Raw genomic sequence first — 17,017 nt, forward strand, 5'->3', positions numbered from 1 at the left:
TATTTAATCGTATTTAAGTTCATTCAAAACATAATAATGAAAGTTAAATTTACTACGTTTTTTTGCTTGTTCTTGTTTTTTTTACCTTTCACACAAGCACTTACTATAAATATAGGATTCCCTTTAAAAGGTTCAGAATTATTATTAATGATAATGATTTTACTATATATGCTAGTGGGATATGTGTCTAAAGAATATTTATATTTTGTTTTAAATAGTAAGGCTTTAGTCTTTTTTTTAATATGGGCGCTTTTTTCATTTGTAATAAATAGTTTCTGGCAATATGAGTATCCTTTAAAAAAAATACCTTTTAGGATAAGTGCTTTTGGAGATAGTTTTTTAAGACTTTGTTATATAATTTTAAACATAATTGCATTTTTTATTAGTTTATTTTTCATTTCAAGGAGCAAAAGTATTTTAAAATATTGGGTTATAGGGGCTGTTATAGCGGCTTGTTATTCTTGGTATTTATTTATTTTTTCGGCACTAGGGTTCCCTTATATAAAATTATTTGGTATGGAATCATCTCCTCAAAATTTATTTGGGATAATTAGATGTGGAACATTTAGAGAAGGAAACTTTTTTGGACTTTTTTTAATATTATCTTCAGCAGTTGCCTTTTTTAATGGAAAAGCAAAAACAGGTTGGTTTTTATTGTTTACAATTATCACAACTATGTCTACGATTTCAATCGTTTGTGGAGGATTTTTTTTAATTTACATCTATAGAAAAAAATTATTTACAGGAAAGGTTTTAATCATTTACCCTTTAATTTTTATTATAATTTTATTTTCCACTAGAACAGAGTTTTTTCAATATTATGTAAAAGCAAAAATATTTCAACCTGTTAGCCATCTTACCAATGGAAACTTTTCAAAAGTAGATAGATATTTAACAGGTAGAATTGCTTTTAAGCAAGGGATTGATAATCCACTGATAGGAGTTGGTCCTTATAATTATGCTCTCCACTATGATTATTATAATGATTATAAAAAAGTAGTGAAGAATCCTTCTGAATGGTTTGACGACTTTATTATTAGAAAAAATAAAAGAGGTATTACAAATAATGTATATTTAGAAGTATGGTCTGAGTATGGTATCGTTGGCTTTTTCCTTTTTATAGTTTTTTTAGGAAAAACATTGATACTGGCATTTAAAAACAAAAACGATATTATTACAGGAGGAATTATTGCAATTTTGATTTCATTTAACGCATTTCCTTCTTTTATAATGCTATTCATTTGGGTGTTTTTGGCTATTCCATATGCAATTAACTATCAAAAAAGAATTATATAATGAACTTTAAATTTTTAAAGGATAAATATATATACATATTAGCGCTTTTGCCTCTTTTGTCCCTGTTTATGGTAAGCTTTGTTATTATAGTTTTTCTTTTAGGATCCTTTTTAAGTTCAATTTATCATAAAGACAAAAACAATAGAATAACACATATAGGTGTTATTCTATTGTTTTTACTGCCTTTTTTAATGTATTTAATATCTCTTTCATGGACAGATAATTTGCAGGTAGGGTTGAAGTATGTTGAAAAAACATTGTCCTTTTGTGTCTTGCCTATAGCAATTTTTATATTAAAGCCTTTTAAAACAACCCTTCAAATTAGAAATTTCAATAAAATATTTGTAATCGCTTCTGCCTTTTCTGTAGTTATTACAATGATTTATTTGCTTTTTAATACTGATAATATTTTCAATCAGCAAAACACTTATTTTGCTAATATAAAGCTTAGAGAGGCTATTGAATTAACACCAGTTATTGGAGAGCATGCTATATATTTTTCTTTAATAATGGCAGTGGCTTTATTATTGCTTTTTTATAATAGATTTCAAAATCGGTGGCTGAATGTCTTTTTATCTTTATTATTCATAACAGGGATTATTATAGCAAGCTCTAAAGGAGTAATTCTATCTATTTTGTTAGTTGGAATATTATTAGCTTTTCAAGAAATTAAAAACAAAAGAAAAGTTGTTGTAGTTGTGCTATTATCTTTTTTTGGACTTGGAGTAATTACTTATTTATCTCCAATTAAAGAAAGAGTAAATGAAATTGTAAGCACAAAACATATTTATCCTAAAGGAGATTACTATAATTCATTTAATTTACGAATGGCTATTTATAACTGTTCTTTTTCGTTAATTAAGGGAACACCAATTATGGGGTATTCGCCTGGTGATATACAACAAGAATTAAATGAATGTTATAAAAAATTTAATACTAATGCATTTCATAAAACCAATTACAATACTCACAATCAATACCTTGATTACATTTTGTCATTTGGAGTAATAGGATTGGTGATAATTTTATTTTCATTTGCATATTTTTTAAGAATTGCTATTATAAATAAAAACAAAGAGTACCTTAATTTTTTAATCTTATTTTATCTAGTGTTTCTCACAGAAAATATTTTAGTAAGAAATACAGGAATAGTTTTATTTACCACTTTTAATTGTTTATTTGCTTACTCTATTTTATTCAATAAAAAATTAAAACATAATTTAAATAGTAAACAATGATAGTTATTAATGCTAGGTTTTTAACTCAAAGAATGACGGGTGTACAAAGGTACGCTTTCGAAGTGTGTAGCAGATTACCAAAAAAAATAGGAAATAAGAAACTTATTTTTATTGCTCCTAATGAAACTATAATTAACAAATTAAATAATGATATAGATATTGTTTTTGTAGGTAAGTTTAAAGGGCAACTATGGGAACAAATAAGTTTGCCCGCTTTTTTAAAGAAAAACAAAAACCCAATGTTAATTAATTTCGTTGGCATAGCTCCAATATTTTATAAAAATAAAATAATGTTCTTATACGACTTAGCTTTTAAACATCATCCAGAATGGTTTTCTTATTCATTTCAAAAATTATATAACTTTTTAATTCCTGTAAGTTTAAAGAACTCTAAGAGAATAATTACAGATAGCAATTATGTAAAGCAAGATATTGTTAAAACTTATAAAATACCTAATAGTAAAATTAATGTTATTTACGCAGCGCCATCAAATAAATTTATTAATAAAAATTTAAAACGAGAAAAATTTATTTTAACGGTTTCATCTATTGATCCTCGAAAAAATTTAGAGCGAGTTATTAAAGCATTTAATAAAATAGAATCTGAGTATAAACTTGTAATTGTAGGTAAAAAAAGCAAAACATTTTCTAATGTTGAATTAAATGAAAAAATTATTAACGATAATATTATCTTTACGGGATATTTGACTGATGACGAATTGATTGATATTTATAATAAAGCAGAATTATTTATATATGCTTCTTTATTTGAAGGTTTTGGAATTCCTCCGCTAGAAGCTCAAGCTTGTGGCTGTGCATGTATTATATCTAACGTTACTTCTCTACCAGAAGTTTATGAAGACTCTGTCGAGTATTTTGATCCAAGATCAACAGATAGTATAAAGATTAAAATGGAAGAAATGATAAATAATAAGGATAAAATGATGAAACTTAGAAATCTTGGTGTTATAAATTTAAAACGTTATAATTGGGGGGATTCAACAAGTAAATTAAAATCTATAATTGAAGAGTTAATATGAAAAAAGCCTTAATCCATGATTGGTATACAGTATATGGTGGAGCAGAAAGATGTGTTGAAAGTTTTAATAATATTTGGGATGATTTTGACCATTTTTCTTTAATTGATAATTTATCACAAAAACATAGGGATATCATTTTAAAAGGGAAGCCTACAAAAAACACTTTTATACAGAAACTTCCTTTTGGAAAAACAAAGTATAGAAGTTACTTACCTCTTTTTCCTCTTGCTATTGAAGAGTTAGATTTAACAGGTTATGACTTAGTTATTTCTTCATCATCTTCTGTTGCAAAAGGTGTTTTAACTAGACCTAATCAATTACATATATCTTATGTTTATTCACCAGTAAGATACGCATGGGATTTATATTCACAATATATTAAAGAAGCAAAGCTAGATAAAGGAATAAAAGGTTTTTTTGCTAGATATTTTTTGTTTAAATTAAGATTATGGGATTATTCAACAGCAAACAGGCCAGATTATTATATAGCAATTTCTAACTATGTGGCTAAAAGAATAAAAAAAATCTATAATAAAGAATCCATTGTAATTTATCCACCTGTTGATACGGACTCATTTACGTTAACTACAAATACAAGTGATTATTATATTACTTGCTCAAGAATGGTTCCTTATAAAAAAATTGATTTAATAGTTGAAGCTTTTTCAAAGACTAATAAAAAGTTAATTGTTGTTGGAGATGGTCCAGATTATAAAAAAATAAAAAAACTAGCAGCTTCAAATGTCGACCTTAAAGGATATGTTGAAAAAGAAGAGATGCAAAAGTTGATAAAACAAGCAAGAGCCTTTATCTTTGCTGCCGAAGAAGATTTTGGGATTGCCCCAATTGAAGCTCAAGCCTGTGGAGTTCCTGTTATTGCTTATGGAAAAGGAGGTGCCCTTGAAACTATAAACGGAACATTTCCAAGTGAAAACATGATTTCTGAAACAGAAACAGGGATATTTTTTGATAATCAAAATGTACATTCCCTTATAGAAGCTCTAAGTTATTTTGAAAAAAATGAGTCATTATTTAATAAAGAAATTATTAGAAAAAATGCAGAACAATTTAGCATTAAAAGATTTGAAAATGAATTCAAAGAAACAGTAGAAAGATTATATAATAATTGGAAAGAAAAAGAATAAAATGAAAAAAGCTATAATAACAGGTATAACAGGTCAAGATGCAGCATATTTAGCTGAACTTTTACTTGATAAAGGGTATAAAGTTTATGGAACCTATAGAAGAACAAGTTCGACTAACTTTTGGAGAATAGAAGAGTTAGCTGTAGACCAACACCCAAATTTAACCTTATTGGAATATGACTTAATTGATTTATCTAGCGCATATAGAATTATTTCAGAAATTGAACCCGATGAAATATATAACTTAGCAGCACAAAGTTTTGTAGGCGTGTCGTTTACACAGCCAATTGCCACCGCGCAAATTACTGGAATTGGAGCTATGAACTTACTTGAAGCTATAAGATCAATTAATCCTAAGATAAAATTTTATCAAGCCTCAACATCTGAAATGTTTGGGAAAGTACATGCAATTCCACAAAATGAAGACACTCCATTTCATCCAAGAAGTCCATACGGCGTAGCTAAAGTATTTGCACATTGGGCGACACTAAATTATCAAGAATCATATGGATTATTCGCTACAAGTGGAATTTTATTTAACCATGAATCTCCGTTAAGAGGAAAGGAATTTGTAACTAGAAAAATTACAGATGCTGTTGCCAAAATTCACTTAGGAAAACAAGATTTGTTGGAACTAGGTAACATGGATGCTAAAAGAGATTGGGGTTACGCTAAAGAATATGTTGATGGAATGTACAGGATGTTACAAATTGATGAACCAGGAACTTTTGTTTTAGCAACAAACCAAACACAAACAGTTAGAGATTTTGTATCATTGGCCTTTAATGCTATTGATGTTAACCTTGAATGGAAAGGAAAAGAAGAAAATGAAATTGGAATAGACGCAAATACAGGTAAAACACTAATTAAAGTAAACCCAAAGTTTTACAGACCTGCTGAGGTAGACTTGTTAATTGGAGATGCTTCTAAAGCTAATGACAAGCTTGAATGGAAACCTAAAACAACACTTAAAGAATTATGTGATATGATGGTTAAAAAGGATATCGAAAGAAATGAAAATGGAAGCACTTTCTAAAAAAAAAGTATTTATAACAGGCATTAATGGTTTTACAGGAGTTCATCTAGAAAAACATCTTTTACAGAAAGGTTTTGAAGTTTTTGGAACCACTTTAAACAAGTCAGACAATCCAAAACATTTTCCTTGTGATATTCTAAAAGAAGAAGATTTTCATAGTATTCTAAATACTATTAAACCAGAGTATGTGGTTCATTTAGCGGCCATTTCTTTTGTTGCATCAAAAGACAAACAAAACATATATAATGTTAATATATTTGGCACATTAAATTTGCTTGAAGCTTTAAATAAATTAGATTACATTCCAAATAAAATTCTAATTGCTAGTAGTGCCGCTGTTTACGGAAATATTGAAGGTGAATTAGACGAATCCATGTGTCCTCAACCAGTTAATCATTATGGCAACAGTAAATTGGTTATGGAAAATATGATAAAATCATATTTTGAAAAACAAAATATAATAATTACTAGACCATTTAATTATACTGGGATTGGACAAGAACCTCATTTTTTAGTACCAAAAATAGTATCACATTTTAAAGAAAATAAATCAGATATTTCGTTAGGAAATATAGATGTTTACCGAGAGTTTAATGATGTTGACTATGTTATAGAATGCTATGAAAAACTTTTAATCTCTAATTTAAAATCAGACATTATTAATGTATGCAGTGGTAAAGCACTTAATATTAAGTATATTATCAATTCAATGGAGAATTTAGCAAACTATAAAATAGATGTTACTGTAAATCCAGATTTTATTAGAAAAAATGAAATTAAAACCCTTATTGGTTCAAATAAAAAGTTGATTTCGGTAATTGGAGATTTTTCGAGTAATTATAAAATAGAAGGCACATTAAAAAAAATGTATAAACATTAAAACTTTTATTCGATTAAGATGAAAATAAAAAACATTTGCTGCATTGGCGCTGGCTACGTAGGCGGTCCAACCATGGCGGTAATAGCTAAGCAATGCCCAAATATAAAAGTTACTATAGTAGATATTAATGAAGAAAGAATTGCTGCATGGAATTCTAAAAACCTTGATAATCTTCCCATATTCGAACCAGGGTTGGCAGAAATAATAGAAGAAACAAGAGGAAAGAACTTGTTCTTTTCAACTGAAGTAAACAAAGCCATTGATGAAGCTGAAATGATTTTTATTTCAGTAAACACCCCAACAAAAACCTATGGAAAAGGGAAAGGCATGGCGGCCGATTTAAAATATATCGAACTATGCGCGCGTCAAATTGCTAAAGTGGCAAAACAAGATAAAATAGTTGTTGAAAAATCAACTTTGCCAGTAAGAACGGCATCTGCTATAAAAAGTATTTTAGACAATGTTGGTAATGGCGTAAATTTTCAAATTTTATCAAACCCAGAATTTTTAGCTGAGGGAACAGCTATACAGGATTTATTAAGCCCAGACAGAGTGCTAATCGGTGGTGATACTTCGACCAAGGAAGGAGAAATTGCCATACAAGCTTTAATAGAGATATATTCTAATTGGGTTCCTAAAGAACGCATATTAACAACCAATGTTTGGTCATCGGAACTTTCAAAACTTACAGCCAATGCCTTTTTAGCTCAACGTGTATCTTCTATAAACGCTATGTCTGAAATATGTGAAAAAACAGGAGCAGATATAAGAGAAGTTTCGAAGGCTATAGGAATGGATTCTAGAATCGGTTCTAAATTTTTAAATGCTTCTGTTGGTTTTGGCGGGTCTTGCTTTCAAAAAGACATATTAAATCTTGTTTATATTGCTAAAAGCTATGGTTTAAATGAAGTGGCTGATTATTGGGAGCAGGTAATTATTATGAACGATTACCAAAAAAACCGTTTTTCAGATAATATTGTTAGCACTTTGTATAACACCGTTTCTGGCAAAAAAATAACATTTTTAGGTTGGGCATTTAAAAAAGATACTAATGATACTCGGGAGTCTGCTGCTATAAAGGTTGCAGATAATTTATTAAATGAACAAGCCAAAATAGCGGTTTACGATCCTAAAGTTGTAGAAGAAAGAATTTTTGCTGATTTAGATGACTTAAAAACACGGCCATTAGAAGAAAATAAAAGCTTACTCACTGTAGAAAGTGACCCTTATCTAGCTTGTAAAAACTCACATGCTATAGCTATTTTAACCGAATGGGATGAGTTTAAAAACTATAATTGGGAAAAGATTTATAGCAATATGCAAAAACCAGCTTTTATTTTTGACGGAAGAGGCATTTTAAACAAAAAAGAATTAGAAGACATAGGATTTACATTTTACAAAATTGGTAGCGGGAAGTAAATTTTAAGAGAGGATTAATTATGTTTTATAAAAAAAACGCACAATTTCGGAATTCAATTCCGAAATTGTGCGTTTTTTAAGTACCTTTGTATATGGTTTTAAGAGAAGCGCATAAAGAACTTTTAAATTTATCTAAGCAATATAAGGCGATAGCTGTTGTTGGCCCTCGACAGTCAGGGAAAACAACATTGGTAAAATTAGTGTTTCCAGATAAACCTTATGTAAGTTTAGAAAATCTAGACACAAGAGGTTTTGCTTTAGAAGATCCAAAAGCGTTTTTGGAACAATATTCAAAAGGTGCTATACTGGATGAGGTTCAACGAACACCAAAGTTGTTTTCATATTTACAACAAATTTTAGATGAAAGCAATGAAACAGCACAGTTTATACTAACAGGCTCCAATAACTTTTTATTGCAACAAAGCATCACACAAAGTCTTGCAGGCAGACTGGGTTATTTAAACTTATTACCTTTTTCGTTATCTGAAATAAAAGATATAGCCCCAAGAACCATTCACGAAAAACTTTTTAAAGGATTTTATCCACCATTGTACGACAAACCTTTTGAAACCCAAAAATGGTTTTTAAATTACATTAAAACATATATAGAAAGGGACGTAAGGCAATTAAAAGGAATTGAAAATTTAGTTGTGTTTGAAAGATTTATAAAACTATGTGCTGGCAGAATAGGTCAATTACTAAATAAAAATGCTTTAGGAATTGAAGTAGGCGTAGATAGTAAGACCATTGAATCTTGGATAGGGGTTCTAGAAGCCAGCTTTATTTTATTTAGATTACAACCCCATCATAATAATTTTAATAAGCGTGTTGTAAAAATGCCTAAGCTTTATTTTTACGATGTAGGGTTAGCGAGTGCCTTATTAGGAGTTCAGGATGCTAATCAATTAAATTTGCATCCATTTAAAGGAAATTTGTTTGAGAACATGGTTATAGTTGAACTTTTAAAACAAAGATTAAATAAAGGAAAAGCAAATAACTTGTATTTTTGGAGGAATAGTAAAGGAAATGAAATTGATATAGTAATAGATAATTTTGATGAATTAATACCTGTTGAAATAAAATCTGGAAAGACCATTACAAGTGATTATTTTAAAGGGTTAAAGTATTGGAATAATTTAACAGGGTATGAAGGAGGGAAAATCATTTATGGAGGCGAAGATTATCAAAAAAGAAGCCATAATTTTGAAGTAATTCCTTTAGATTTGATTAATAAAAAAATTAAAGATTAAAATATAAGTATTGAAAAAAGTTTTAATAACAGGAGCAGCTGGGTTTTTAGGCTCACACTTATGTGATAGATTTATTCATGAGGGCTATAAAGTTATTGGAATGGATAACTTTATTACAGGTGATAAAAAAAACCTACATTATTTAGAATCTAATCCAAATTTCGAATTTATAGAACATGATGTTACTGAATTTATAAAAATCGAAGGTAGGTTAGATTTTATTCTCCATTTTGCATCACCAGCAAGCCCAATCGATTATTTAAAAATCCCTATTCAAACTTTAAAAGTAGGCGCTTTAGGCACTCATAATTTGTTAGGATTAGCAAAAGCCAAAAAAGCACGAATACTTATAGCATCAACATCTGAAGTTTACGGAGACCCATTAGTGCATCCACAAACCGAAGATTACTATGGTAATGTAAATGCTATTGGTCCTCGTGGGGTTTATGATGAAGCAAAACGTTTCCAAGAATCCATAACCATGGCATACCATAGGTTTCATGGGCTTGAAACGCGTATAGTTCGAATATTTAACACCTATGGCCCACGAATGCGTTTAAACGACGGAAGAGTAATTCCTGCATTTATGGGACAAGCTTTAAGAGGAGAAGATTTAACTATTTTTGGAGACGGAATGCAAACACGATCGTTTTGTTATGTAGATGATCAAGTAGAAGGCATATACAGATTATTACTAAGTGATTATTCATACCCTGTAAACATAGGTAACCCAAACGAGATAACAATTAAAGATTTTGCTGAGGAAATAATTAAGTTAACAGGAACAAAACAAAAAGTAATTTATAAAGATTTGCCAGTAGATGATCCCATGCAACGCAAACCAGATATTACTTTAGCAAAAAAGTTATTTAATTGGGAGCCTAAAGTTGGTAGAGAAGAAGGCATGAAAAAAACCTTTGAGTATTTTAAAGCATTATCAAAAGAAGAACTGTATAAAAGTGAGCATAAAGATTTTTCTAGTTATATTAACAAATAATGATGCATTATAATAAAAGCAGATATTCAAGTTTTATGAAACCATTATTTGGTTTAGTAGATTTAAGCATAATAGTTGCTGTTGTTTTTTTGTTTCAGCTAAACCTCGCCAATGTTTACCTTTTTGTTGGCTATCTATCATTGCTTTGGATAATAATTTCTTTTAAAAACAATTTTTACGAAGTCCAAAGGCATACTAGAATAATTCAAATTATACCACTTTTAATTAGGCAAATACTTTTTTTCGCTTTAATAATGTATACTTATATAGGTCTTTTCAAGCAACCTAACATAAGCAGATTAGGATTAGCAAATTACTTAATAGCAGTTTTTGTGCTAATCTCAGTTGTTAAAATTTTAACTTTTATTTTACTTAAAAGATACAGGTCAGTTTTACGAGGTAATACAAGAAATGTTATTGTTATTGGTAAAAATGAAAAAACCAGACAACTAATACAAATTTTTAATAATAGGCTTGATTTTGGTTATAAGTTTATAAAACAGTTTGACACTAATAAAGATGAATTTTCTTTAAAAGAGTGTTTTAATTATATTATTGACAATAACATTGACGAAATATATTTTTCTATAGCTGAGTTATCTAATCAGCAAATTAATAGATTGATTGATTTTGCAGACAACAACTTAAGAGAACTAAAGTTTATTCCAGATAATAAAGATATTTTTACTAAAAAACTTAAGTACGAGTATTATGATTATATCCCAATTTTATCTTTACGCGCTATTCCACTTCAGGAATCCTTAAATAAATTTGTAAAGAGATTATTTGACATTATATTTTCTTCTTTTATTATTGTTTTTGTGCTATCCTGGTTAACACCAATTTTAGCCATTTTAATAAAACTAGAATCCAAGGGCCCTGTGTTTTTTAAACAATCAAGAAATGGTTTTAATTATGAGGAGTTTGACTGTTACAAGTTTAGATCAATGACCCCAAATAAAAATGCCCACTTACATCAAGCAACTAGAGGAGATCAGCGAATCACTAAAATAGGGCAGTTTATTCGAAAAACTAGTATAGACGAATTACCACAGTTTTTTAATGTGTTATTTGGCGATATGTCCGTTGTTGGGCCTAGACCTCATATGGTTAGCCATACAAACATGTTTGCACAAAAAGTAGACAAATTTATGGTGCGTCATTTCGTTAAACCAGGAATTACTGGATTAGCACAAATAAGTGGGTTTAGAGGCGAAATAGAAGTTGATAAAGATATTATAAACAGAGTAAAATACGATATCTTTTATATTGAAAACTGGTCGTTGCTATTAGATTTAAAAATTACTTTACAAACTTTTTTGAATGCACTAAAAGGCGAAGAAAAAGCATACTAATGCAACACGAATTGGTAAGTATAATCACTCCAATGTACAACTCTTCAAAGTACATTTTAGAAACGCTTAATAGTGTTTTCAATCAAACGCACCAACATTTTGAAATTATATTAATTGATGATGCTTCAACAGATAACACGTTGCAATGTTTACCAAAAGACAATCGAATTAAAATTATAAGGCTTAATAAAAATTCAGGCTCTGCAGTTGCCCGTAACGAAGGTATTAAATTAGCCAAAGGCAAATACTTAACCTTTTTAGATGCAGATGATTTGTGGTTCCCAAATTTTATTGAAAAAAGTATTCAAACCATAAAAACTTCTAAAATCAATTTTGTTTTTGCATCGTACAAGCGTCTGGACGAAAATTTAAACCCTTTGTTAAAGGATTTTATTGTGCCTTTAAAAGTTACCTATAGCGATATATTAAAAACAAATTCTATCAGCTGTTTAACAGCTTTTATAAATATTGAAGTCTTGGGTAAAAAGTATATGCCCTTAGTAAGAAAACGTCAAGATATGGGCTTATGGTTGCAATATTTAAAGGAAATAAAGTTTGCTTACGGAATTAAAGAACCATTAGCTATTTATAGAATTAGAAAAAACTCATTATCGCGGAATAAATGGAAGCTTATTAAATCGCAATGGGATTTTTATAGAAAGGTTGAGAATTTAAACATAATCCAATCTATTTATTATTTTATTGCTTGGGTATTTTACGGTATTTTAAAGTACAAGAATTAATTCTAGAATTATAAATTTTGATTTATTTTGGATGAAAATTGTTTCAATTTACCTCTATTAGAACGGTCTATAGTGTCTTGTCTTTCAAAAATAATAGTTAACCCTTTTTCTAAATACATTTCCATTTCTGCTTTAACAATGTCTTTTTTGGCTTCAGAAATATTTTTAGTGCTTGTGTAAATAATTTTAAAAGTGTCTAATTGCTGTTGCTCAATAATAAACTCTTTTACATTTCCATCATCTTCAATAATGCTTTTTGTAACATAATAAAAGGTTAATCCAGAGGCTTTTTTTCCGCTTGGCAAAATGGCAACATCATTAGTTCTACCTGTCAACTTTTTAAGTGTTAGTTTTTTATTTGAACCATCTTTTGATAACGCTCCAATATCTCCAATATCGTATCTAATAAACGGGTTAGCCTTATTGTATAGTGATGTTATTACAATACGCCCTTTTTCTCCCAGAGGCAAAACATTATTTTTACTATCTAGTATTTCAACAAACAAATCATCTGTGTTTAAAAGCCATTCGTTTTTTGTGTTTTCAAAAGCTATTATACCTAATTCTGCAGCGCCATATTCATTAACAATAGGAATACCCAATTGGGTTTCTAGAAGTTTTTTATCATCTTCAAAAAGCATTTCAGAGGTTGTAATACATACTTTTAAAGTTGGACAAATAGATTTTAAAAAAATGTGTTCTTTTTTAAGAAATTTAGCAAACAGGACAATAGGACTTGTATAACCATTTATATAATCAAAAGGTGTTTCTCTAAATTTTTCAACATTTTTAAAAAGTTGCGCATCACTCAAATCAAAAACCGAAAATCGAAAACGATTACTTAAAGCATCTTTTAAACGCTCTTTGTAATAACCTTTTTTATGTAACGGAATACCATAAAAACGAGCTTGCTTAGATGTATTGAGGTTTATATTAAACCAACCGTATCTATCTTCAACAATAGCCCAAGTTAGGGCATGACAAAATTTATCCTTGGCAAAAATAAAAGGTGTTCCTGAAGAGCCAGAAGTTTTATGAATGTGAATGGTTTTTTTTGAAAACCCTTCAGAAAGCCTATTTTTTAAAGGTTGTTGTAAATCCTGTTTTGTTATTACAGGAACACTATTCCAATCTAAAGGATTAGTGTTTTTTGCAAACACTTTGTAAAAAGGGTTATGTTTTAAATGATATAAAACAATATCTTGTTTTCTAGTTTCTTGATAAGATTTAAAGTCATCATCATTTTTATTTTGAATAAATTCCAGTTGCGTTTTAGCTTCTTTAAGAGGGAAGCCTTTTAGTTTTAACGTAAGATCGAATAATTTCAAAAGAAAAGATAATTTTTGTAAAGTAAATAAAAAATATTCGTGTTTTAGTAGCATTAGTTTTATTTTTGTCTTCTGAAAAAATACACCACAATGAATATTTTAGTATTGGGTTCTGGAGGAAGAGAACACACTTTTGCTTGGAAAATTGCTCAAAGTCCTTTATGTAAAAATTTATATGTAGCTCCAGGCAACTCTGGAACAGCAGAAATAGCAACTAATGTAAACATTGGTGTAACCGATTTTGAAGCTATTAAAACCTTAGCTTTAGAAAAAAGTATTGATATGGTTGTTGTAGGGCCAGAAGACCCTTTGGTTAAAGGCGTGCACGATTTCTTTTTAAATGATAACAGTTTAAAGCATATCTCTGTTATTGGTCCACAACAAAAAGCAGCCGAATTGGAAGGCAGTAAAGAGTTTGCCAAAGAGTTTATGTTTCGTCATAATATTCCAACTGCAGCTTACCAAAGTTTCACAAAACAATCTGTTGAGAAAGGCTATACATTTTTAGAAACACTAAATCCGCCTTATGTTTTAAAAGCAGATGGTTTAGCAGCAGGAAAAGGCGTGGTTATTTTAAATGATTTGAATGAAGCTAAAGCCGAATTAAAAAGCATGTTGGTTGATGCTAAGTTTGGAGAAGCAAGTACAAAAGTGGTTATTGAAGAGTTTTTAGATGGCATAGAATTAAGCTGTTTTGTACTAACTGATGGCAAAAACTATAAAATTTTGCCAACAGCCAAAGATTATAAACGTATTGGAGAAGGCGACACAGGTTTAAATACTGGCGGAATGGGAGCTGTATCTCCAGTACCATTTGCAACCGATGAATTTCTCAATAAAATTGAAGAGCGCATTGTAAAACCAACGATAAACGGTTTTAAAAAAGATAATTTGCCTTATGTTGGTTTTGTGTTTATTGGTCTTATTAAAGTAGGAAACGACCCAAAAGTTATTGAATACAATGTTAGAATGGGCGATCCTGAAACCGAGGTGGTTTTACCACGTTTAAAGAATGATTTTGTGGAAATTTTACAAGCCATGGCTAACCAGACTCTAGATAAAATTAATATAGAAATTGATGAACGTGCAGCTACAACCATTATGCTGGTATCTGGCGGTTATCCTGAAGCTTACGAAAAAGGAAAAGAAATTTCTGGTGTTGAACATATTGAACATTCAATACCATTTCATGCGGGCGCACAAATACAAGATAATAAAATAGTAACGTCTGGCGGTCGTGTAATGGCTATAACATCATACGGTGATACTTATAAAGAAGCCATAAAAAAATCTTACCAAAGTATAGAAAAACTACATTTTGATAAGATGAATTATCGTAAAGATATTGGTTTCGATTTATAGAAATGAATGCGAAGATATACTTTTATCTTCTTCATTGTTTTTATCAAAAATTCTAAGTTGATTCATCCAATAAAGCATAGCAACAAAACCGATAATTAGAAAAAGCCAAGAAATTACATTTGCTGCAAACCAGTTATCTAACTCTAATACTCTTAAAGCATCAAAAGGAGCAAAAAGCACATCAACAAATAAATCTTGTATAGCGTAAAAGAAATCTTTCATGGTAATTATATTATTTTCTAACCGAATTTATAGTTAGTATATTTACGTAGCAAAAATACAAAAACAGTTAATGATAACAAGCATTTTTAATAAATCTAAGCCAATAAATTTCACTATTGTATTTTTTATTACGCTTTTAGCTTTTATTACGCTTAATGTAAAATATGTTAAAGCACCAATTACAGGGTCATTTTTTTTAACTCAAAGCTTTTTATTCTTTGTTTGCTTCTTCTCTATTTTGGTACTAAGCTTTATTGTAGGCAAAAACAGTTTAACACAAAGAAGTAATTATGAGATTGTATTATATAGCCTATTTTTATTAGCCCTTCCTCAAACATTAAGCAATCCCGATATTATTTATGCTAACTTTTTTGTGTTGCTTGGATATAGACGAATAATAAGTTTACGTTCTCAAACAAACGTTAAAAAAAAATTATTTGATGCTGCTTTTTGGCTTGCCATTGCAGCACTATTTTACTTTTGGTCTATATTATTTTTTGTGCTTATTATTGTAACCTTAGTTTTATATACAGATAATAATATTAGGCATTGGCTTATTCCGTTTTCTGGTTTATTAACTGTTTTTTTAATTACAATTAGTATTTCTATAATTTGCTACGATAGTTATTTTGAAATTTTTAATAGCCTACCAGAAGTAAGTTACAATTTTAGTAATTACAATTCCTTGCAATATGTAGTTATAATAACCATGCTGTTTTCTTTTGGCTCTTGGGCCTCAATTTTCTATATAAAAAATATAAAACAAAAAAAGAAAGCCTTCAGGCCATCTTACTACGTGGTTTTATTTGCTGTAATTCTTGGGTTTTTAATTATTGTATTTGCACCAAATAAAAATGGTAGTGAGTTTTTATTTTTATTTTCACCTTTAGCTATTATAATGGCTAATTACATTGAAATAGTTCAAGAAAAGTGGTTTAAAGAATTGTTTCTTTTGGTAATAATTATAGTGCCGTTTGTAATTTTACTGTTGTAATTTTCTACCATAAGCCAAATCTCCAGCATCTCCAATGCCTGGAATAATATAGCTTTTATCGTTTAAAACTTTATCAATACTAGCAATCCATAAGTGCGTATTTTTATTAAATGCATCACTTACATAATCAATACCTTTTTGAGCGCCAATTACACTAACTAAATGTACTTCTTTAGGTGCTCCAAAAGGCTTTAAAGCTTCAAAAGTAGCCACCATAGATTGACCCGTTGCCAACATAGGGTCGGCAAGAATTAAGGTTTTGTTTTCTAAATCTGGGCAAGCTAAATATTCTACAACAATCTCAAAACTTTCAGGATTTTCTTTATGATGTCCGTAAGCCGATATAAAAGCATTTTCAGCCCTATCAAAATAATTAAGCAAACCATTTTGTAAAGGCACACCAGCTCTTAAAATAGAACATAAAACAATATCATTTTCTAACAAATCCATAGTACAATTTGCCAGTGGTGTTTTAATAGTTGCCGTTTTGTAATTTAATGATTTACTCATTTCGTAGCCCAAAACCTCGCCAATGCGCTCAATATTTCGCCTAAAACGCATGCTGTCTTTTTGAATATTAGCATCTCTTATTTCAGAAATAAAGGTATTTAATACAGAGTTTTGTTGAGATAAATTATGAATGTACATCTTAGGTTTTTGTTATTGTGAAATAGTAAAGTTAATTATTTAGAAGTATATTTACACTTTAAAA

16 protein-coding genes are annotated in these 17,017 nt (G+C 29.3%); 13 read left to right on the forward strand and 3 right to left on the reverse strand.

The features are described 5' to 3' along the window. The first annotated feature begins 36 nt into the window (after positions 1–36). From L3X37_RS00130 to L3X37_RS00180, 11 genes are all read left to right on the forward strand, one after another. Positions 37–1,296 carry an O-antigen ligase family protein gene (locus L3X37_RS00130; RefSeq protein ID WP_237238103.1) on the forward strand — a complete coding sequence of 420 codons (1,260 nt, stop codon included), beginning with the start codon at positions 37–39 and terminating at the stop codon, positions 1,294–1,296. Beyond that, complete coding sequence (locus L3X37_RS00135; RefSeq protein ID WP_237238104.1) at positions 1,296–2,534, forward strand: O-antigen ligase family protein; 1,239 nt, start codon at positions 1,296–1,298, stop codon at positions 2,532–2,534. Before L3X37_RS00130 ends, L3X37_RS00135 begins: the two co-directional genes overlap by 1 nt. After that, entirely contained in the window at positions 2,531–3,574 is a 1,044-nt protein-coding gene (locus L3X37_RS00140; RefSeq protein WP_237238106.1) for a glycosyltransferase family 4 protein, read from the forward strand. Before L3X37_RS00135 ends, L3X37_RS00140 begins: the two co-directional genes overlap by 4 nt. Beyond that, positions 3,571–4,719, forward strand: coding sequence for a glycosyltransferase (locus L3X37_RS00145; RefSeq protein ID WP_237238108.1), 1,149 nt, complete (start codon positions 3,571–3,573; stop codon positions 4,717–4,719). The genes L3X37_RS00140 and L3X37_RS00145 overlap by 4 nt, the downstream gene beginning before the upstream one ends. 1 nt (position 4,720) lies before the next feature. Then, on the forward strand, positions 4,721–5,755 hold the full coding sequence (gene gmd, locus L3X37_RS00150; RefSeq protein ID WP_237238110.1) for a GDP-mannose 4,6-dehydratase: 1,035 nt from the start codon (positions 4,721–4,723) through the stop codon (positions 5,753–5,755). Continuing rightward, a complete protein-coding gene (locus L3X37_RS00155) occupies positions 5,739–6,635 on the forward strand; it encodes a GDP-mannose 4,6-dehydratase (RefSeq protein WP_237238112.1) in 897 nt (298 codons plus the stop codon). The genes gmd and L3X37_RS00155 overlap by 17 nt, the downstream gene beginning before the upstream one ends. 18 nt (positions 6,636–6,653) lie before the next feature. Continuing rightward, positions 6,654–8,054 carry a UDP-glucose 6-dehydrogenase gene (locus L3X37_RS00160; protein ID WP_237238114.1) on the forward strand — a complete coding sequence of 467 codons (1,401 nt, stop codon included), beginning with the start codon at positions 6,654–6,656 and terminating at the stop codon, positions 8,052–8,054. 92 nt (positions 8,055–8,146) lie between these two features. Beyond that, positions 8,147–9,304, forward strand: a complete 1,158-nt coding sequence (locus tag L3X37_RS00165; RefSeq protein ID WP_237238116.1) for an ATP-binding protein — start codon at positions 8,147–8,149, stop codon at positions 9,302–9,304. 10 nt (positions 9,305–9,314) lie between these two features. Further along, a complete protein-coding gene (locus L3X37_RS00170; RefSeq protein ID WP_237238117.1) occupies positions 9,315–10,301 on the forward strand; it encodes a UDP-glucuronic acid decarboxylase family protein in 987 nt (328 codons plus the stop codon). 2 nt (positions 10,302–10,303) lie between these two features. Beyond that, on the forward strand, positions 10,304–11,656 hold the full coding sequence (locus tag L3X37_RS00175) for an undecaprenyl-phosphate glucose phosphotransferase (RefSeq protein WP_237238391.1): 1,353 nt from the start codon (positions 10,304–10,306) through the stop codon (positions 11,654–11,656). Then, positions 11,656–12,399: a glycosyltransferase family 2 protein gene (locus L3X37_RS00180; RefSeq protein ID WP_237238118.1), complete on the forward strand. Its 744-nt coding sequence runs from the start codon at positions 11,656–11,658 to the stop codon at positions 12,397–12,399. Before L3X37_RS00175 ends, L3X37_RS00180 begins: the two co-directional genes overlap by 1 nt. Before the next feature lie 8 nt (positions 12,400–12,407). Here the strand turns inward: L3X37_RS00180 and L3X37_RS00185 are convergent, their stop codons facing one another. Further along, positions 12,408–13,781: a phenylacetate--CoA ligase family protein gene (locus L3X37_RS00185; RefSeq protein WP_237238119.1), complete on the reverse strand. Its 1,374-nt coding sequence runs from the start codon at positions 13,779–13,781 to the stop codon at positions 12,408–12,410. A 36-nt stretch (positions 13,782–13,817) separates the two neighbouring features. Between L3X37_RS00185 and purD the strand changes: the two genes are divergently transcribed. Beyond that, entirely contained in the window at positions 13,818–15,089 is a 1,272-nt protein-coding gene (purD, locus tag L3X37_RS00190; protein WP_237238120.1) for a phosphoribosylamine--glycine ligase, read from the forward strand. On the opposite strand, the gene L3X37_RS00195 is transcribed toward purD, so the two are convergent. After that, on the reverse strand, positions 15,084–15,311 hold the full coding sequence (locus L3X37_RS00195) for a DUF6341 family protein (protein WP_237238121.1): 228 nt from the start codon (positions 15,309–15,311) through the stop codon (positions 15,084–15,086). The genes purD and L3X37_RS00195 overlap by 6 nt on opposite strands. Positions 15,312–15,381: 70 nt before the next feature. On the opposite strand from L3X37_RS00195, the gene L3X37_RS00200 reads away from it, so the two are divergent. Continuing rightward, positions 15,382–16,305: a DUF6427 family protein gene (locus tag L3X37_RS00200; RefSeq protein WP_237238122.1), complete on the forward strand. Its 924-nt coding sequence runs from the start codon at positions 15,382–15,384 to the stop codon at positions 16,303–16,305. Here L3X37_RS00200 and upp read toward each other — a convergent pair. After that, the gene (upp, locus tag L3X37_RS00205; RefSeq protein WP_237238123.1) at positions 16,294–16,953 is read right to left on the reverse strand and encodes a uracil phosphoribosyltransferase; all 660 of its coding nucleotides are present in this window, start codon (positions 16,951–16,953) and stop codon (positions 16,294–16,296) included. The two genes, L3X37_RS00200 and upp, sit on opposite strands and share 12 nt — an antisense overlap. Positions 16,954–17,017: the final 64 nt, after the last annotated feature.

This window comes from Wocania arenilitoris (assembly GCF_021728535.1).
In the GTDB taxonomy this organism is placed as follows: Bacteria; Bacteroidota; Bacteroidia; order Flavobacteriales; family Flavobacteriaceae; genus Wocania_A; species Wocania_A arenilitoris.